Below are 18021 nucleotides of genomic sequence, written 5' to 3'. Positions count from 1 at the left end.
CGGCTTTCCCTGCCGCCGACACCTGCCAATCGAGCAACCGAACCCTCCATAAAATAGGGAAGTTATTTTCGACCAAATCCTAAGGTTGTTATTGACGCTGATGGTAGTTATGCGAGTTTGTTTTTATCAATTAGCGCTTAGGATACAGGTTAGTCGAAAAAAAACAAATTTTGGTTATAGGGCCCTAAGAGTCACTGCCATTAAGTTAAGAGAAGCCCTTCATTCCGCCATGGATGGCAGGATTTTGAAGCGTATTCGCGCCTGAATGCCAGCATTACTTAATTATATGACGGCTTAACTTATTGCCGTTAGCGGGTTGGTGCGGCGCGATAATTTGACCGCTTCTGTGAATAATGCTGTTTAAAGTGCGACTTTGGTGCGCAAATAAGAAACAATTGCACCTGGTTGATACAAATAGTTGTTTTATTGTAACAGGAATCATTGTTTGCCTAGCGGCAACGGGTTTTATAAAAAGCCTGGGAAACGTTTTTAATATGATGAAATCTAAGGATTAAATAGCTTGTTGTTAATGGATGGATTAAGCGTTTACCAAAATATATGGATTTTGGCAAGTGCTTTGCTTCGAACAAAGTGACTATGAAAAAAGTGGCGGGGTGATGGTTGCAGCTCTAGCTGTTTTTTGACTATTTTTGATACTTCTGTGAGGATAAGTCCATGACTTTAACAATGAATACTTCCATGAGTTTTTTTGAGGCGGTAGCTAGTTGGCCGATGATCACTTCATTCGACCTGGCTGGATTTACATTATTGATGTTTTTTATCATTTTGTCCGCCATTGAGGCGCATCGCCCTCGAAAGAAATTGCCGAAAAGTAATTTAAAAAACTCTTATCGGGTTAATATCACTTTATTATTGTTCAACAGTTTGGTGTTGTCGTTATTGTCGGTTTCATCGTTGCTGGTCGTGGCCGAGAATTTTTCCGGTGCGGGTATTTTGAGCGGTATGTCGGATTCATTGATGAAGGCCGCGTTGTCGTTAATTCTGCTGGATTTGGTATTTTATCTTTGGCACAAGGCTTGTCATGACTTTGATGTTTTATGGCTATTTCATAAAGTCCACCATAGTGAGCGGTATCTGAATACCTCGACCGCATATCGTGTGCATATTTTGGAGATATTGGCTGCTACATTGATTAAAGCATTCAGTATCGTCATTTTCGGTTTCGATAAGGCCAGCGTGTTGGCTTACGAATTGTTGATGATGCTGTTTGTTATGTTTCATCACGCAAATATTGCATTTTCTCGAGAAAAAGACCTAGGGTATTTATTCATGACCCCTTATCTGCATCGGGTTCATCACTCGACGGTTCGAGCTGAGCATGACAGAAATTATGGCGCGGTGTTTTCGATTTGGGACCGTCTGTTTGGAACTTTCATCGAGTTGGAGCCTAAACAAATTGGACTGAATGGTCAAGCGCCGCTGACTTTTTTCAAATTGTTAAAGTTTGGTGTGACGCAGGAACCCAAGGCGACTCCAGTCGATGAGATGCCCGAGGCCATGCCGATGATTGCCGAGGCGGCTTATTTCAGAGCCGAAAAGCGCGGTTTTGAGCCGGGTAATGAAATGCTTGATTGGTTGGAGGCGGAACGCGAAGTCGTACGGAATGTATATGCCGGAAATGCCATCAAAAAACGCTTCCGGTTTGATATAGGGGCCTTGTTGAAGCTAAGCCTCAAAAACAATGGGGCCATGCAGAGTTGATTGAACCCGAAAGTACCGTTTCCTCGTTCCCACGCTCCTGCGTGGGAACGCATAACTATGTTGTCTCGGCAGCGAAGATACGGGTTCCCACGGAGGACCGTGGGAACCCGAATAATCAATGATTAGGCATAGCTTCCGGTCATGTCCTGGCCGATACTCCCTTCGTTACTTTTTTCCTTCCTCGTTCCCACGCTCCTGCGTGGGAATGCATACCTATGTTGCCTCGGCAGCCAAGATATGGGTTCCCACGGAGGACCGTGGGAACCAGAATAATCAACGATTATGCATAGCTTCCGGTCATGTCTCGACCGTTACTCCCATCGTTACTTTTTTCCTTCCTCGTTCCCACGCTCCTGCGTGGGAATGCATACCTATGTTGCCTCGGCAGCCAAGATACGGGTTCCCACGGAGGACCGTGGGAACCCGAATAATCAACGATTATGCATAGCTTCCGGTCATGTCCTGGCCGATACTCCCTTCGTTACTTTTTTCCTTAACGCCATTGATTTTGTCGGTAATCAAGGTTTGCATGTCGTTGAATAATTGTTTTAGATAGCGTACGAACCTAGAGAGCAAAACTTGAGCCTCTACCTGTAATTTATGAATTTCGATAAAAGTGGAGCCGGCTCTTTGTTGGATTGGGCTGACAATCTTTCCTCGCCAAAAAAACTTTATCTCTCCAGGGGCTGCTTGCCAAACCTCTTTGAAATCGTCGCGAGCGTTTTTAATCGGCCACAGTACTTTTTGGTCGAGCGTATGAAGAATTTCGTCGGTCAAGTGGCGATAATTGCCGTTAAATTGGCCGAGCATATCGCTATGGCGGTTTGCCAGTGCGTTCAAGATGTTTTGATAATATTTCAACACATCGACTTTGGCATCGTTCAGCTTCCGTGTGCCGGTTTCCAGGATATTCATCGCGAAATAGTCTTTTGCAGTTACGGGCAATGATCGGGCGACTTCGAGCAGATCTTTGATTTGTGCGAGTTTCGCTACCGTCGATGCGCCGAGTTTGCCGCCTTGTAGAAGGCGACGGTATTCGGCGATTTTCATCCATATTAAACTGAGCAAGGAATGCTGAGCGATATTAAGAGCCGCTTCCAATTCGGCTAAGCGGCTACGGCTTTCCGATAAGGATTTTTCCAACGACTCCACTGTTTCGGATTTCGTTTGTAGAGCTTGTGTTAAAATTGAAACTTGATGTTCAAGGTGTGCTAACTGGCCGAGCAATTCGCTATGCTCGTTATTCGGATTCAATGACATTGTTTTCCCCTCTTGGAATGGATGGCCTATTTTTATTAATTGAGTGTTTTTTTCGGCCAGCGGAACTTATTAACAGTTAAATGATATAAAGTCAATTATCGATATCTGCCGATATCGGGGTTAATCGATTTGTTCCATGGATGTGAGTAGTCACTGCAATTTGACAGCATTGATGGATTCAACGTAATTTTGTTAATCTTTTTCTTTGTGTGGAATGTGCGGATTTTAATGATCCGGCTTGTCAATGCACTTTGAATTAAACTTAGGTATTAGCTATATAAATACTTGTATGATCAATAGTTTATGTTTATTTCGGCAGGCATGTGCCGAATGGTTACTAAATTTTAGAGCAACACAGTGAGTAATTACGATTGTAATGAACCGATACGACTAGGGCTTATGCCCCCGTTGACAGGATTAGTCGGGATTTACGGTGATGAAATAGTTCGTGCCGCAACGATTGCTTGCGGCGAAATCAACGAGCGGGGCGGAGTGCTTGGGCAACCTTTGCAATTGATCGTCGAGGATGATGGCAGTTTGCCGGAAACAGCGGTGCAAGCAGCTATCAAACTTGTCGACGAGCATCGTTGTTCGGCGATCATCGGTAATCTTCTGTCGAACTCCCGGATTCTGGTCGCGAATCAGGTCGCCGAACCGAGAAGAATACCTTATCTCAACTTCTCGTTTTACGAAGGCAGTATATCGGGTAGGTATTTTTTTCATTTTGCGGCTTTGCCTAATCAGCAAATCGATAAAATGATCGCTTGCATGGCCAAATATTACGGTCAGAAAATGTTTTTCGCGGGTAATAATTACGAATGGCCTAGGGGATCTATCGATGCCGCGAAACGCGCTTTGACGGAACTGGGCGGAGCGGTGGTCGGAGAGGAATATTTGTCGATCGGCGTTTCGTACCGTGAAATCGACGATTTGTTAAAACAAGTTGCTCACTCGGGGGCTGATGTTTTTGCACCATTTTTTGCCGGCATCGATCAAGTCAAGTTATTAAGCCGCTTTTCGGAATTAGGTTTAAAAAACCGTATGACGGTCGTCATGGGGCATTTCGACGAGATAATGGCTTCACGATTGCCGGCCTCGGTGCGCGAGGGCTTTTATTCTTCGAACACCTATTTCATGAGCGTGGATACGCCGGAAAACCGTAACTATTTGGCGAGGCTTGAGCAACTGCCGGGCATCGACGGTCTTTGGCCCTACGGTAACGGTATGTTGACCAATTTCGGTGAGGCTACTTATTTATGCGTGCAGGCCTTCGCCAAAGCTGCAGAGGTTGCCGGATCGGTGTATCCCGAAGCCTTGGTTGCGGCACTGGAAAGCGTGTCTATCAAAGGCCCGCAAGGACGCGTGCAAATGGATGCGAATACTCACCATGCCTATGTCAATACCTATCTATCACGGTGTACCGCTGAGGGTTCGTTTAGAATTATCGAAAGTTTCGGCCTCATACCTCCAGTAATCCCTGATCGTTATCGAATGCAAACACGACAAGCGGCCGAAGCGGGTAAGGTCGACTCGGTCTCGCAATTAATTACCGACGATGCCAAGCAATTAATGCAAAAATTGAGTACCGCTTGGGATATCTTGTCAATCGCCGATATGGCGATTTTGGCGACCGACGAATTCGGTATCATCGTCGAAGCCAACACGAACGCTTGCCAGATATTCGGGTATTCCAGCAAAGAATTAATTGGGCTTTCGGTTCATCTGTTGTTGCCGCCGCATTTGCGCGAACGGCATGTCGAGTTGTTTCGCTTATTCGTCGAGAGCGAAGAAACCGAGAGGCGCATGAGCGGACGTAGTCCGGTAACAGGCTATCGTAAAGACGGCACTTTTTTTCCTTTGGAAGCCTCGATCGCTAAATTTCGTCAGGACGGGCATTGGCTGTTAGTCGTCACGATGCGCGATATTACCGAAAACAAACGAGTTGAAGACGAAATTTTATGGTCTGCAACGCACGACGCTTTAACTGAATTGCCGAACCGAAGACTTCTTCGAGAAAGGCTGGCGGATGCTTTACAACGATCGCGAAGGCAAGGTACCAACGTTGCCTTGTTATTTGTTGATCTCGATAATTTTAGTCTAGTCAATAATATACATGATCATAAGGTTGGCGATCAGGTACTGCAAACGACCGCAAGACGCTTGATGGAAATTGTGAGGCCCGGTGATAGCGTGGCGCATTTGTCTGCCGATGAATTTGTCGTGCTTTGCGAGCAATTAGAAAATCCGACAATGATTTCAACGCTCGCCGAACGGATCAATGAAGCCTTGAGGCAGCCAATAGACCTCAAGGGCAATCAGGTATCGGTAACAGCCAGTGTCGGTATCGCGGTAGGACAAGGCAGCACACATTCGGCCGATGACTTGTTGCGTTCCGCTGATACGGCGATGTCTGAAGTTAAAATGCTGGGTAAGGATAGCTGGTATTTTTTTAACGACAGCTTACAGGAAAAAGTGCGCTTGAGGTTGTCGATTACGCAAGGTTTGCGAATGGCGATCGAGCGCGATGAATTTTCCCCCCGATTTCAACCGATTGTCTGCGCCGCAACCGGGCGCATCATAGCGGCTGAATTACTGCTGCGCTGGTTTCCATCGACCGGTGAAGTTTCTCCGGCTATTTTCATACCGATTGCTGAGATGGCCGGCCCTATCCTCGCGATCGGCAACTGGGTATTTCGAGAGGCCTGCCGGGCTGAAGCCGAATGGCGTCGACGATGGGGTGATAATGCGCCCTCTTATATTTCGGTTAATGTTTCGGCAAGGCAGTTGGATGAGGAGTCGCTTTCCGATCAATTTGCCGAAATCATTCGTGAAACCGGCGCCGAACCTTCGAGGATATTGCTCGAAATCACCGAAACATCTTTGATGGCCGATGTCGAAACGAATCTACGCATGTTACGTCGTCTTGCCGATCAGGGCTTGCGTGTGGCGGTCGACGATTTCGGAACCGGTTATTCTTCGTTGGCGCAATTAATCAGGTTACCGGTTAGCGTACTTAAAATCGATAGGGCCTTTATCGACGGCTTGGAGAATCATCAAGAAAACCGGTTAGTGACACAGGCTATCATTGGCTTGGGGCGGGGTTTGGGTCTGAAAATGGTTGCCGAGGGCGTTGAGAATGAATTGCAGTTGAGAGAACTGCGTGCACTCGGTTGTGATTATATTCAAGGCTATTATTTTTATCGGCCGCTGGATTGGAATGCCTATGTCGAGACCGTCGAGCGCGAAATCGAAACCAAAACGCCCGATGCTCCGTCGCCGTTATTTTTTGTGCTGTATGTCAGCCAAGCTGTTCGACCGATGCCGAAAAATGAAATCGAAGCTTTACTGGAGCAGACCCGGCAGTTTAACAAATTAAACGGTATTACCGGTTGCTTGCTGCATCGGGATGGTTGGTTCATGCAGCTCATAGAGGGCTCGCCTGAAAAGGTGATGGCTTTGACCGAAAAGATTAAATTGGATCCGAGACACAAGGATATGCAGGTGGTTATTCAGGGGCCGGAGCGGAGACGTCTTTTTCCTGAATGGAGTATGGGCTATCGCGAAGTAGATCAAGCGAATGACGAACCAGACTTTAGCTCTTGGCGAAAGCGAGTAATCGGTTTCGAGGAACTCGCAGAGGACGCCAAGATTTGTTACGAATTCATTACCTCGTTCAAAACACGCACGGTTTAGGCTTCGATCTGACGGTTAGTCGCTAAATTTGGGAATTATTGAAAATGCCGCAAGACATGCAAGCGATTGAAATCGTCGCTCCGGGTAAGTTAGTAGTGACGCGCCGGCTACTGCCGATGCCTTTAGCCGATGAAGTGCTAATACGCGTCGAGGCGGCAGGTGTCAATCGTCCCGATGTCATGCAGCGCCAAGGTTTATATCCGCCGCCGCCCGGCGCATCCGATATTCCCGGGCTGGAAGTGGCTGGAACTATCGCGGGTTTGGGTGATGAGGTGCGGCATTTGCAATTAGGCGACCGTGTCTGCGCCTTGGTGACCGGCGGCGGTTATGCGCAGTATTGCACTGCCGCAGCCGAGTTATGCTTGCCGATTCCGAAAGGGATAACGGCAATTCAGGCGGCCGGACTGCCGGAAACTTTTTTTACGGTTTGGAGTAATTTATTCGATCGCGCCGGACTTCAGTCCGGCGAAACCTTGTTGGTGCATGGCGGCGGCAGCGGAATCGGCGTCACGGCGATACAAATGGCCAAGGCCTTCGGTGTTCGTGTGTTCGTGACTGCGGGATCGTCGCGTAAATGCGCGTTTTGCCGAGAACTGGGCGCCGATGCGGCGATCAATTACCGCGAACAGGATTTCGTCGAAGAAGTATCGGCGTTGACTTCCGGTAGAGGCGTCGATGTGATTTTAGACATGATCGGCGGCGATTATTTTCCGCGTAATCTCAAATGCATGGCATTCGATGCCCGGCTGGTGCAAATCGCGGTTCAAGGCGGACTGAAAGCCGAAATCAATCTATTGCAAGTATTTTTGAAAAGATTGACGATTACCGGTTCGACCTTGAGAGCCCGCGATAATGCCTTTAAGGCGGCGATCGCCGGAAAGCTGCGCAAGCACGTTTGGCCGCTCTTGGAGTCGGGTGACATTCATCCGGTTATCGATACGGTGTTACCGTTGGCCGAAGCGGCGGGGGCACACGCATTGATGGAAAGTAGTCGGCATATTGGGAAAATCATTCTTACGGTATAAACAACAATGACTTATGCAAATTTAATTTCCGTCGATCAATTAGCCGAGCATATCGTGGCTCCCGGCTGGGTCGTTTTCGATTGCCGGTTTTCGTTGGCCGATGCCGAAGCCGGCGGCAAAGCTTACCGGCAAGGCCATATTCCATGCGCCCGTTATGTTCATCTCGATCGGGATCTATCGTCCGGAATCACGGATTTAACCGGTCGCCATCCGTTGCCGGATTTTAACGCGTTATGTAAAAAGCTGGGGGACTGGGGCGTATCAAACGCCAGTCAGGTCGTGGTTTACGATGATGCCGGCGGCGCTTTTGCCGGCCGCCTGTGGTGGTTGCTGCGTTGTTTAGGGCACGATAGTGTCGCGGTGCTCGATGGCGGGATTCAACAGTGGAGAAAAGGCGCTTATCCGGTCACGACGGCATTGCCTTCGATTCAACCCTCATTGTTTAGGCCTTACCTAAATGATTCGAATTGGCTCAGTGCAGAACAAGTGCAAAACGGGTTGGCACGAAAATCGATCAAATTGATCGATGCCAGGACGCCGGAACGTTTTTCGGGGCGTCAAGAGCCTATCGATCCGGTTGCGGGGTATGTGCCCGGCGCGCTGAATCGGCCGTTTCAATACAATTTGCAAGCGGATGGGTGCTTTAAGGCGGCGCAAGAGTTGCGCGATGAATGGTCTACATTTATCGGTGTCACACCGGCCGAACAAGTCGTACATATGTGCGGTTCCGGCGTGACCGCCTGTCATAATTTGTTGGCGATGGAAGTCGCGGGTTTTGCCGGTTCGAAGCTTTATGCAGGATCATGGAGCGAATGGATACGCAATAAAAATCGCCCGGTTGCGACAAAGTATACTTAATCCTAGAAAGAGCAGTTGAGAGCCTCAAACTACCGTTCGCCCTGAGCCCTTCGGCTGCACTCAGGAGAGCCCTGTCGAAGGGTGATGGGTAATTTGGGGCTTCACCAAGCCGGAGGAAGTTCGTAGATTTGGACTCTTTATCTAATTTTTCGATATGCAAAATCTCAGCAACGAAAATGCCGGTTCCGAAGAGGGTGCGGTTGCTCGACCGACAGGCGTCGGCGGCAGGGACAGCCGCCGTAGAGCCTACAAGGACGTATTCACGGCGTCCTGTCGGGCGAGTGACCGCATCCTCTCCCCGCCTCGAACTTTCTTTGCGGGGGCGATGGCCGGGTCTTCATGAGCGTTAGGTTAATACCAATCGCGAACTATTTTTCCGGTTCCTGTAAAATCACTCCGAATAATGACAGGACAGTGACCAGGATACTCGATTGTCTTTTTGCCGTCGATCATGCCTAGCCGCGATACAGGAATTTTAGAGAGGAAAATTATTTTTTATGAGTGCCACGACTCTCAGGATAGCCATTGCACAAAGCAATTTTCGGGTTGGCGATATCAATGCCAATACCGAAAAAATTATTGCCCAGGCACTAGACAGCCGCGACCGGCTAAAAGCCGATATTGTCATCTTTCCGGAACTCTCGGTAACCGGTTACCCGCCGGAAGATTTGTTGCTGAGACCGGATTTTATTGCCCGAGCGCAGCAAGCGGTGGTATCGATCGCCGAACAGGCGCAAGGCATCGATGTGGTTTTCGGATACCCCGAACAGTCCGGCGGCAAGTTGTTTAACTCGGCGGTAGTGTGCAGGTCGGGAGAAATTATTGCGCGCTATCATAAGAATGTTTTGCCGAATTACGGTGTATTCGATGAACAGCGTTATTTCACGGCCGGCACCGAGACCGCGCTATTCAACCTGAAAGGTTTGACTCTGGCATTGACGATTTGCGAGGATGTTTGGCAGTCGGGCTTGGTTGACAAAAACCGTCAGGCCGGCGCGGATATCGTGTTGACCTTAAATGCGTCGCCCTTCCATGCCGGTAAGATTCATCAGCGCGAGCAGGTCGTTTGCGATCAAGTCAAAGCTGCCGGAGTACCTTTGGTTTATGTCAATTTAATCGGCGGACAAGACGAATTGGTTTTCGATGGTGCGTCATTTGTTGTCGATAGCGACGGTGCAGTCGCGTTTCGTGCCGAGGAATTCCGGGAGCAGCTCAGTGTCGTCGAGTTTGCCGGCAAGCAACCGATTAAATCGATATGCGCCCCGATTTATCGGCCGGTTTCGAGCGAATATCAGGCTCTGGTCTTGGGGATTCGCGATTATGTCAGTAAAAACGGCTTTAACGGAGCCTTATTGGGTTTGTCCGGAGGCATCGATTCGGCGCTGGTACTGGCATTGGCTGTCGATGCGCTCGGCGCCGATAAAGTTGAAGCGGTATTGATGCCTTCGCGTTATACGCAAGCGATGAGCAACGAAGATGCCGAATCGGAAGCTAATGCGCTGGGTGTGAACTATCACATTATTCCTATCGAACCGGCTGTTACAGCATTTAACGAGATGTTGGCCCCGGTGTTTGCCGGCAGTGCCAAGGATACGACCGAGGAAAATATTCAGGCTCGTTGTCGCGGCGTCTTGCTGATGGCTTTGTCGAATAAGCAAGGTAAATTGTTGCTGACGACCGGCAATAAAAGCGAGATGAGTGTCGGCTATGCGACACTTTATGGCGACATGGCAGGCGGATTCGCGCCGATCAAGGATGTGCCGAAGCTCTTGGTCTATGCGTTGGCGCGTTATCGTAATTCGATTTCGAAAGTCATTCCTGAGCGAGTGATAACGCGACCGCCATCGGCGGAATTGGCGCCGGATCAGGTCGATCAGGATTCATTGCCGCCTTATGAAGTTCTGGATCCGATTCTGGAGCGTTATGTCGAGTTCGATCAATCGGCGGAAGAAATTATTGCCGCAGGATTTGCCGCGGAGCATGTCGTCAGGGCGATTACGCTGGTCGATCGCAACGAATACAAGCGTCGGCAATCGCCGCCCGGTATTCGGATAACCCCTCGAGCCTTCGGTCGCGATCGGCGTTATCCGATTACGTCCGGTTACAAAGGTGTTTGAAATAGCGAAGAGATGATAATGACCAGTAATAAAAGTGCATTTCGCATGGGCTTGTTTATGTTGTTGATAATGCGAGTCTCATGGGTTTCGGCGCAGGATCGTTTTCAAATTGAATTGATTATATTCGGGCAAGACATGCCGACGACCGAATTGTTCGATCAAACCCGTAGCGGGATACAATGGCCGAGTCGGGTCGTCGAAGTGTCGGCATTGGCTCAGGCCGCCACGGAACAAAAATCGTTATCCCATGTCTACGCTACGCTTTCGCGTTATTCAACGTATCAGCCGATCGCCCACTATGCTTGGATTCAAGCCATCGATGTGGACAGTGCCGGCGATGCGGTTCGAATTCAGGATGCGGCTAATGTGTTGGACGGTTTTTTTCAGCTCGAACGAGGCGATTTTTTGACCGTGACCTTAGATCTTGAGTATCAGCCCGATCCCGAGCGATTTTTTAGATTGTCCGAATCAAGGCGAATTAAGTTTGATGAGGATCATTATTTCGATCATCCGAAATTCGGCGTGATATTAAAGGTGAAAGGTGAAAGGTGAGGTTTGGGCTTGAAGAATAAAAAATAATCTCCATAATACAGTTTAAGTTTTGGAATCGAGCAGTGTTCGCTATGAATAAACCGGATTTTGCATGCCTATAGGGAATATGCGAAGTATAATAAGCGACCTTTGCAAGCTCTCGTCAGTCGATTGAGGGCTTTTTTTGTTTTCCATTTGGTGATTAAATAGCCGCCTCTTTTCTCCGTTGTAATGACGGGGTGTTTTTTTAGATGTACATACAATGACGCAAAAATTATATATTCAGACCAACGGTTGTCAGATGAACGAGTACGATTCCGACAAAATGCGGGATGTACTGAAAGCATCTCACGGTCTGGAGTTGACCGACAAACCCGACGAGGCCGATGTTTTATTACTCAACACTTGCTCGGTGCGCGAAAAAGCGCAAGAAAAAGTCTTTTCGGCTTTGGGCGTATGGCGGCCGTTCAAGGAGCTGAAGCCCGATGTTATCATCGGCGTTGGAGGTTGCGTGGCGAGTCAAGAAGGCGAGGCGATACAAAAACGCGCGCCGTTCGTCGATATTGTCTTTGGTCCGCAAACCTTGCACCGATTGCCGCAATTGCTTGACGAAGCTCGCAACAAGCATAAGCGTGTCATCGACATCAGCTTTCCCGAAATCGAAAAATTCGACGCTTTGCCGGAACCGCGTGCCGAAGGTCCTAAAGCTTTCGTATCGGTGATGGAAGGCTGCAGCAAATATTGCACGTTTTGCGTCGTTCCTTATACACGAGGCGAGGAAATCAGCCGTCCGCTCGACGATGTGATTGCCGAGATCACGGTCTTGGCGAAGCAAGGCGTTCGCGAAGTCAACCTGCTTGGGCAAAACGTCAATGCTTATCGGGGGCTGATGGCGGACGGCGATATCGCCGATTTCGCGCTTTTACTACACCATGTCGCGGCGATCGACGGTATCGACCGGATTCGTTTTACGACGTCGAACCCGGTCGAATTCAGCGACAGCCTGATCGAAGCCTATGCCGAAATTCCGCAATTGGTCGATCATCTGCATCTACCGGTTCAGAGCGGCAGCGATGCGATTTTGAAAAAAATGAAGCGCGGTCATGTACGCGACGACTATTTCGAGATTATTCGCAAATTGCGCGAGGTTCGCCCGAATATTTCTCTATCTTCCGATTTCATTATCGGTTTTCCGGGCGAAACTGATCGGGACTTCGACGATACGATGGATTTGATCGAGACGATCGGCTTCGATCTTTCCTACAGTTTTATATACAGTCAAAGGCCCGGTACGCCCGCTGCCGATTTGCCGGACGATGTGCCTCTCGAAGTCAAGAAACAGCGTTTGCAACGGTTGCAAAACCGCATCAATGAAATGGCGGCCCAAATTTCGGCGAGCATGGTCGATACCCTGCAAACGGTCTTGGTTGAAGGCCCGTCAAAAAAGAATCCGTTACAAATGCAGGGTCGAACCGAAAATAATCGCGTCGTCAATTTCATTGGTCATCCCCGATTAGCGGGGCGATTCGTCGACGTATACATAGCCGAGGCCTTGCCTAATTCTCTTCGCGGGCGTATGGTCGAATCTTCGACCGCAAAAATAACTGCGGTGGCTTAAGCAATTGATGTCATCTCAAGAAATTACGCTGTTGCCGGCCGATAACAGCAGACTCTCCAATTTTTGCGGCCAATTCGATTGCCATCTGCGCCAGATCGAGCAGCGCATGCTGGTGGAAATCGCCAATCGAGGTAATCATTTCAAAGTCAGCGGTGAAGAGCAGGCGGTCAAAGCAGCTTGCGCGGTGATGCATAAGCTATTTGACAGCACCGAACTGGAATTATTGACTCCCGAGCAAGTACATCTATCGATGCAGGACTCCAGCATCGACGAAGCCCTTGATGCGGTCAAGGCCGAAACGGCGGCTCAACATCAAGTGACGGTCAAAACTAAGCGCGGCGTGATCAAAGGCAGGGGCGCCAATCAACAAAATTATTTAAAAAAAATCACGACTCACGATATTAATTTCGGCGTCGGCCCCGCAGGAACCGGGAAGACCTATCTTGCGGTCGCTTGCGCGGTAGAAGCCTTGCAAAACGAAAAAGTCCGTCGAATCATTCTGGTTCGTCCTGCTGTAGAAGCCGGCGAAAAACTCGGTTTTTTGCCCGGCGACATGGCGCAAAAAGTCGATCCTTACTTACGTCCTCTGTACGATGCTTTGTATGAAATGCTCGGCTTCGAGCGCGTCGAGAAATTGATCGACCGCGATGTCATTGAGGTTGCGCCGTTAGCCTTCATGCGCGGCAGAACCTTGAACGATTCCTTCATTATTCTCGATGAAGCGCAAAACACGACCGTCGAGCAAATCAAGATGTTTTTGACGCGGGTCGGCTTCGGTTCGACCGCCGTCATTACCGGCGACATCACGCAAATCGATTTGCCTTCCGAAAAAATGTCGGGATTGCGCCATGTGTTGAAGGTATTAGAGCATGTCGAAGGCATCAGTTTTACGTTTTTCGGCGCGAAAGATGTCGTTAGGCATCCGTTGGTACAGCGAATTGTTCTTGCCTATGAGGCCTATGAAAAAACACACCCGAATCCTTGATGAACAGCATTGAAATTCAACAAGAGACCATGACGGACGCTGTCCCGGATAGTGGTCAATTGCAAACTTGGGTAGACACTGCGCTAAAGGAGTATCCCGACGATACCGAGTTGGTGATCCGTATCGTGGATAAACTAGAGATCAGTCAACTCAACGAACACTATAGAGCAAAACCAGGCCCGACCAATATTTTGAGTTTTCCTTTCGACGCGCCGGACTATATCGAATCCAATCTATTGGGAGATTTGGTCGTATGCGCGCCGGTCTTGGCCGAAGAGGCACTGGAACAACATAAGGCCTTGGATCATCATTGGGCGCATATCATCGTGCATGGAGTCCTGCATTTGCTGGGCTACGATCATGTCGAAGATAACGAAGCCGAATTAATGGAAGCGAAAGAAATCGAAATATTGGCACAATTGAACATCGATAATCCGTATAACGAGGCAAACGAGGTATGAACGACGAACCCTATCCGAGTCAGACGCCGCAAAAAAGTTGGATCGGCAGACTAGGACAACTTTTGAGCGGCGAACCCCAGGATCAGGAAGATCTTCTTGAGATTTTACGGGAAGCTCGGGAAAAACATTTATTAGGCCCTGATGCGCTGGCAATGATTGAAGGCGTACTTCAGGTTTCGGAAATGCGGGCACGGGATATCATGATTCCGAAAGTGCAAATGGTCGTCGTGCCAAGAGATGCCGACTTGAAAACCATTTTTCCGTTGGTGCTCGAACACGGTCATTCGCGTTTTCCGGTGATCGAAGAGGACCGCAGTAAAGTGGTCGGCGTTTTGTTGGCAAAGGATTTGCTGCCTTATGCTCTGACCGAGACCGATCATGATATCAAAGTCGAGGAATTGATGCGTCCGGTCAGCATCGTGCCGGAAAGCAAGCGCTTGAATGTGTTGTTGAAAGAGTTTCGTACCAATCGCAATCACCTAGCCATCGTCGTCGACGAGTACGGTACCGCGGCGGGACTGGTGACGATAGAGGATATACTCGAAGAAATCGTCGGCGATATCGAGGACGAGCATGACCAGGAGCCCGATGAGGGTTATATCGTGCAGCGCAACGAAAACGAATATATGGTCAAGGCGTTGACGCCGATGGATGACTTCGATGAATTTTTTTCCTCGGGATTATCCAGCGAGGAATACGATACGGTCGGCGGCTTTATCGTGACCAAGCTCGGACACCTACCGCAAAAAGGCGAAAAAGTGATCGAAGGCAAGCTCAGGTTCGAAGTGGTTCGAGCGGACAGCCGCCGAATTCATTGGCTAAAATTGAAATTGCTCGAAGAAGAGGAAGAGTAGGCGGGTTATTTAAACCGCTCCGAACGTTATGGTTTGCTTTGAGCATAGTCGAAAAGCTTCCGCTCCTGCACACTCCCTTACCTATATCCAAGTAGGTAACGTAAGGACGGGGCTGTAATCCTCGCCCTGCATAGGTTTTTTTAGGTCATTTTAGGTAAGCAGCGAGTATTGCTTGAGCCGCATGACGCGGCGAACATCTTCCAACAAGGTCGGCGATTTTGAACTAGACATAAGGTTGTTAGCTGCTGTGGTCAGGCTAAAGGCAAATCTGCCCGAATTTATGGCTAATATCAGGTTATCAAGGCACATTTGCCCGGTTTAGGAGTTATCAGGGCAAATGTGCCTGAAAAGATCGCCAATATCAACTTATCGGGTAGATTTGCCTGATAATCAATAGTTAGCTATATAGGAGACACTATGAGATTCATTATATATGTATTTATGTTGTCATATAGTTCAATTTCATTTGGGGTTGATATTGCCTCCTGTTCCAACCCTCAAGGTAAAGCTTACTATTATGAATATGGCCTAGTAAGTAAAAAAGATTCTGGATGGGTAGATGATGAAAAGATCAGTTCAGGAATTACAAAATTAACCAAGACAGGCGAAAACACATACGATATTCTTTTTGTTGACACAAGAAACCAAATGATTTCATCTACTGAAGATGGTGGCAAAGTTTTAATGGTCAGCGGTGGTAAGAATATTGCGTCTTTTATAATTATTTACCCTGGAGCAACTACTGAAATATATACTTTCCTAAAAAACAACTCTGGCGTAAATGAATATATACATATAACTAGCCGCGGAAGTGATGCCATGCTGATAAACAAAGCATCATTAATGCGCGGCGAATGTGACTATATTAATTTTGATAAATTATAAATACTAGGCTAATCAATATAACTATAAACTATATAAAGCATGAATAGAGAGCGCACAAAAAAAGAATACGAGAAAACTATATTTCTACATTTTCTATCCTTATCTAATCTTGAAATAGCAACCGATTCAATAACAAGCGGCAATCCTAACAAACAGGAACCCGATATTTTATGTAAATATATTAAGGGCGGAACCGTAGGATTCGAGCTCGGCAGATTAACCGATCCAATATTGTCTGCCGAGGTAAATGCATGGGAGCCAGAAAACGGAAAATACATACGCACAAAAGATCATAGCGGTGAAATTACTCGTAAAAAGCTAACTAGAGAATATCAGGTTTCATTTCCTGTAGAATTATTGTTATATAGAGAAAATCCAATTGTTACACCAGAAAATGTAATCATCCCCACAATTAGACCAATTTGTGGATCTATTCAGCATGGTTATAAAAGAATATGGTTCATGGGAAAAACTGTTGAGGTTATATATGAAAATAGCTAACAATCACATCAACCCCGACAAAAAGGATGCACGGCCAAAAATCGGGCCGGGAGCTATGGGGTCAGGTCTTGAATTTTGCAAATACGTGCTTGCATAAACGAGACTTGATGCAAATTAAAAGACCTGGCCCGTGCGGTTAGGGCAACGAAAGGTCGAATATCAAATAAGAATATAGTCATGCCGGAAATAGCAAGATTTTACGGGATCGTAATAAAACTGTTCTTCGGCGATCATCCGCCACCGCATTTCCATGCTGTGTACGGCGAATATGTCGGGTTATTCAATATCGACACGCTTGAGATGATTGAAGGTGATCTACCAAAGAGAGCGAAGAAATTGGTTATCGAATGGGCATTGATCAATAAAGATGAAATGAAAAAGATGTGGGATATTCAAGAATTTCACAAGTTGCCGCCTTTGGAGTAAGCAATGCAATACCCAAAAATTAAATCAGCATCAGCAATCGATAATCATACTTTGATAGTCGAGTTCGATAATAGCGAAACGAAAAAGTATGATATCTCTCCGCTCCTAAATAAAGACATGTTCACCCCATTGAAAAATCCAGCTTTTTTCAAAGCAGTAAAAGTCGAGCAAGGTGGGTATGCCGTTGTCTGGAATAGCGAGATTGACATCAGTGAATATGAATTGTGGAAGCACGGTAAAGCAATGCCCTAATACGGGCTCAGGGTCTGGTCTTTTACAGAGCTATGGGGTCAAGAGCTATGGGGTCATAAGAGCTATGGGGTCAGGTCTTAAATTTTGCAAATACGTGCCTGCATAAACGAGACTTGATGCAAATTAAAACCTGACCTCGTGCGCGGCCAGAAGAGAGGCTATTCGGCGTTAATCAAGTGGGCAGAGTTGTTGTAGCCGGAATACCTTCGCCAATTAGGCTAAGTAATGCATTCGCTCCATAAGTTCAAGCTGAAGAAGTAAAGGTCGACAGCTCTGATCCCTTGATTTCTTAAACTTGTTAAACCTCAAACCGTTCTTCTGGCTATATAGCCTTGCAATCGCTTAGCAAAGTTTGTTCTGTCGCGGTATGGTCGGCGGCAAGAAATTTCAGAATGCCGGAATCGCCTTTCGTATGCCAACGAAGGCTTTTTTGCTCGTCCAATGCAATATACAGCGCGCCGGAAGCCGCTTTCCGAATCTGCATTAAACTTAGCAAGCCCTGGTAATAAAGGGCGGCGAACGATTCCCCGGATTGTAAGTTTAAATAAGCGACCTGCAGTTCGGTGTCGGGATGGCAATGATAAACGACTATTTTGCTTCGCCAGCCGCTACCTTCGATGATACTGGTTGTAACCGGTGTGCCGTCAAAATGTAAGGGGTCTAAGGAATTGCGCTTAACTTGTTGTGCACAGGCCGTCAGTAATACGGTTAAACTGATCACGAAAAGAATTCTACTCATAATTAATCTCTAGTCTTGAATAGCAGGAGCGGCAGTAGGCTGTCGAAAAAAGCCATTTTAGCTAATTGTTGTGTTCCGGCTTTTTAAACTGAAA

17 protein-coding genes are annotated in these 18021 nt (G+C 47.6%); 15 read left to right on the top strand and 2 right to left on the bottom strand.

All coding sequences use genetic code 11. The features are described from left to right. The first annotated feature begins 675 nt into the window (after positions 1 to 675). The gene (locus tag ACRJJO_RS03860; protein WP_431064598.1) at positions 676 to 1722 is read left to right on the top strand and encodes a sterol desaturase family protein; all 1047 of its coding nucleotides are present in this window, start codon (positions 676 to 678) and stop codon (positions 1720 to 1722) included. Between the two features lie 438 nt (positions 1723 to 2160). On the opposite strand, the gene ACRJJO_RS03855 is transcribed toward ACRJJO_RS03860, so the two are convergent. Further along, complete coding sequence (locus ACRJJO_RS03855; RefSeq protein ID WP_431064597.1) at positions 2161 to 2982, bottom strand: hypothetical protein; 822 nt, start codon at positions 2980 to 2982, stop codon at positions 2161 to 2163. Positions 2983 to 3339: 357 nt separating this feature from the next. Here ACRJJO_RS03855 and ACRJJO_RS03850 point away from each other — a divergent pair, with 357 nt between their 5' ends. From ACRJJO_RS03850 to ACRJJO_RS03785, 14 genes are all read left to right on the top strand, one after another. After that, positions 3340 to 6675: an EAL domain-containing protein gene (locus ACRJJO_RS03850; protein ID WP_431064596.1), complete on the top strand. Its 3336-nt coding sequence runs from the start codon at positions 3340 to 3342 to the stop codon at positions 6673 to 6675. Between the two features lie 44 nt (positions 6676 to 6719). Next, entirely contained in the window at positions 6720 to 7700 is a 981-nt protein-coding gene (locus tag ACRJJO_RS03845; RefSeq protein ID WP_431064595.1) for an NAD(P)H-quinone oxidoreductase, read from the top strand. 6 nt (positions 7701 to 7706) lie between these two features. Continuing rightward, the gene (locus tag ACRJJO_RS03840; RefSeq protein ID WP_431064594.1) at positions 7707 to 8558 is read left to right on the top strand and encodes a sulfurtransferase; all 852 of its coding nucleotides are present in this window, start codon (positions 7707 to 7709) and stop codon (positions 8556 to 8558) included. 154 nt (positions 8559 to 8712) lie between these two features. Next, a complete protein-coding gene (locus ACRJJO_RS03835; protein ID WP_431064593.1) occupies positions 8713 to 8901 on the top strand; it encodes a hypothetical protein in 189 nt (62 codons plus the stop codon). Positions 8902 to 9055: 154 nt separating this feature from the next. Then, positions 9056 to 10675, top strand: coding sequence for an NAD+ synthase (locus tag ACRJJO_RS03830; protein WP_431064592.1), 1620 nt, complete (start codon positions 9056 to 9058; stop codon positions 10673 to 10675). 18 nt (positions 10676 to 10693) lie between these two features. Continuing rightward, positions 10694 to 11227 carry a CsiV family protein gene (locus ACRJJO_RS03825; protein WP_431064591.1) on the top strand — a complete coding sequence of 178 codons (534 nt, stop codon included), beginning with the start codon at positions 10694 to 10696 and terminating at the stop codon, positions 11225 to 11227. Positions 11228 to 11468: 241 nt separating this feature from the next. Next, the gene (miaB, locus tag ACRJJO_RS03820; protein WP_431064590.1) at positions 11469 to 12824 is read left to right on the top strand and encodes a tRNA (N6-isopentenyl adenosine(37)-C2)-methylthiotransferase MiaB; all 1356 of its coding nucleotides are present in this window, start codon (positions 11469 to 11471) and stop codon (positions 12822 to 12824) included. A gap of 7 nt (positions 12825 to 12831) precedes the next feature. Then, a complete protein-coding gene (locus ACRJJO_RS03815) occupies positions 12832 to 13809 on the top strand; it encodes a PhoH family protein (protein ID WP_431064589.1) in 978 nt (325 codons plus the stop codon). Next, a complete protein-coding gene (gene ybeY / locus ACRJJO_RS03810) occupies positions 13809 to 14270 on the top strand; it encodes an rRNA maturation RNase YbeY (RefSeq protein WP_431064588.1) in 462 nt (153 codons plus the stop codon). The genes ACRJJO_RS03815 and ybeY overlap by 1 nt, the downstream gene beginning before the upstream one ends. Beyond that, a complete protein-coding gene (locus ACRJJO_RS03805) occupies positions 14267 to 15124 on the top strand; it encodes an HlyC/CorC family transporter (RefSeq protein WP_431064587.1) in 858 nt (285 codons plus the stop codon). Before ybeY ends, ACRJJO_RS03805 begins: the two co-directional genes overlap by 4 nt. A 417-nt stretch (positions 15125 to 15541) precedes the next feature. After that, on the top strand, positions 15542 to 16009 hold the full coding sequence (locus tag ACRJJO_RS03800; protein ID WP_431064586.1) for a hypothetical protein: 468 nt from the start codon (positions 15542 to 15544) through the stop codon (positions 16007 to 16009). Positions 16010 to 16048: 39 nt separating this feature from the next. Further along, the gene (locus tag ACRJJO_RS03795; protein ID WP_431064585.1) at positions 16049 to 16510 is read left to right on the top strand and encodes a hypothetical protein; all 462 of its coding nucleotides are present in this window, start codon (positions 16049 to 16051) and stop codon (positions 16508 to 16510) included. A gap of 177 nt (positions 16511 to 16687) precedes the next feature. Further along, the gene (locus ACRJJO_RS03790) at positions 16688 to 16936 is read left to right on the top strand and encodes a DUF4160 domain-containing protein (RefSeq protein WP_431064584.1); all 249 of its coding nucleotides are present in this window, start codon (positions 16688 to 16690) and stop codon (positions 16934 to 16936) included. A gap of 3 nt (positions 16937 to 16939) precedes the next feature. After that, positions 16940 to 17188, top strand: coding sequence for a DUF2442 domain-containing protein (locus ACRJJO_RS03785; RefSeq protein WP_431064583.1), 249 nt, complete (start codon positions 16940 to 16942; stop codon positions 17186 to 17188). Between the two features lie 322 nt (positions 17189 to 17510). On the opposite strand, the gene ACRJJO_RS03780 is transcribed toward ACRJJO_RS03785, so the two are convergent. Beyond that, entirely contained in the window at positions 17511 to 17927 is a 417-nt protein-coding gene (locus tag ACRJJO_RS03780) for an MliC family protein (RefSeq protein ID WP_431064582.1), read from the bottom strand. Positions 17928 to 18021: the final 94 nt, after the last annotated feature.

It is taken from the genome of Methylotuvimicrobium sp. (assembly GCF_050611805.1).
Classification (GTDB): domain Bacteria; phylum Pseudomonadota; class Gammaproteobacteria; order Methylococcales; family Methylomonadaceae; genus Methylotuvimicrobium.
Note: the sequence above shows the minus strand (reverse complement) of the source record. Positions and strands in the feature narration are given on the sequence as shown.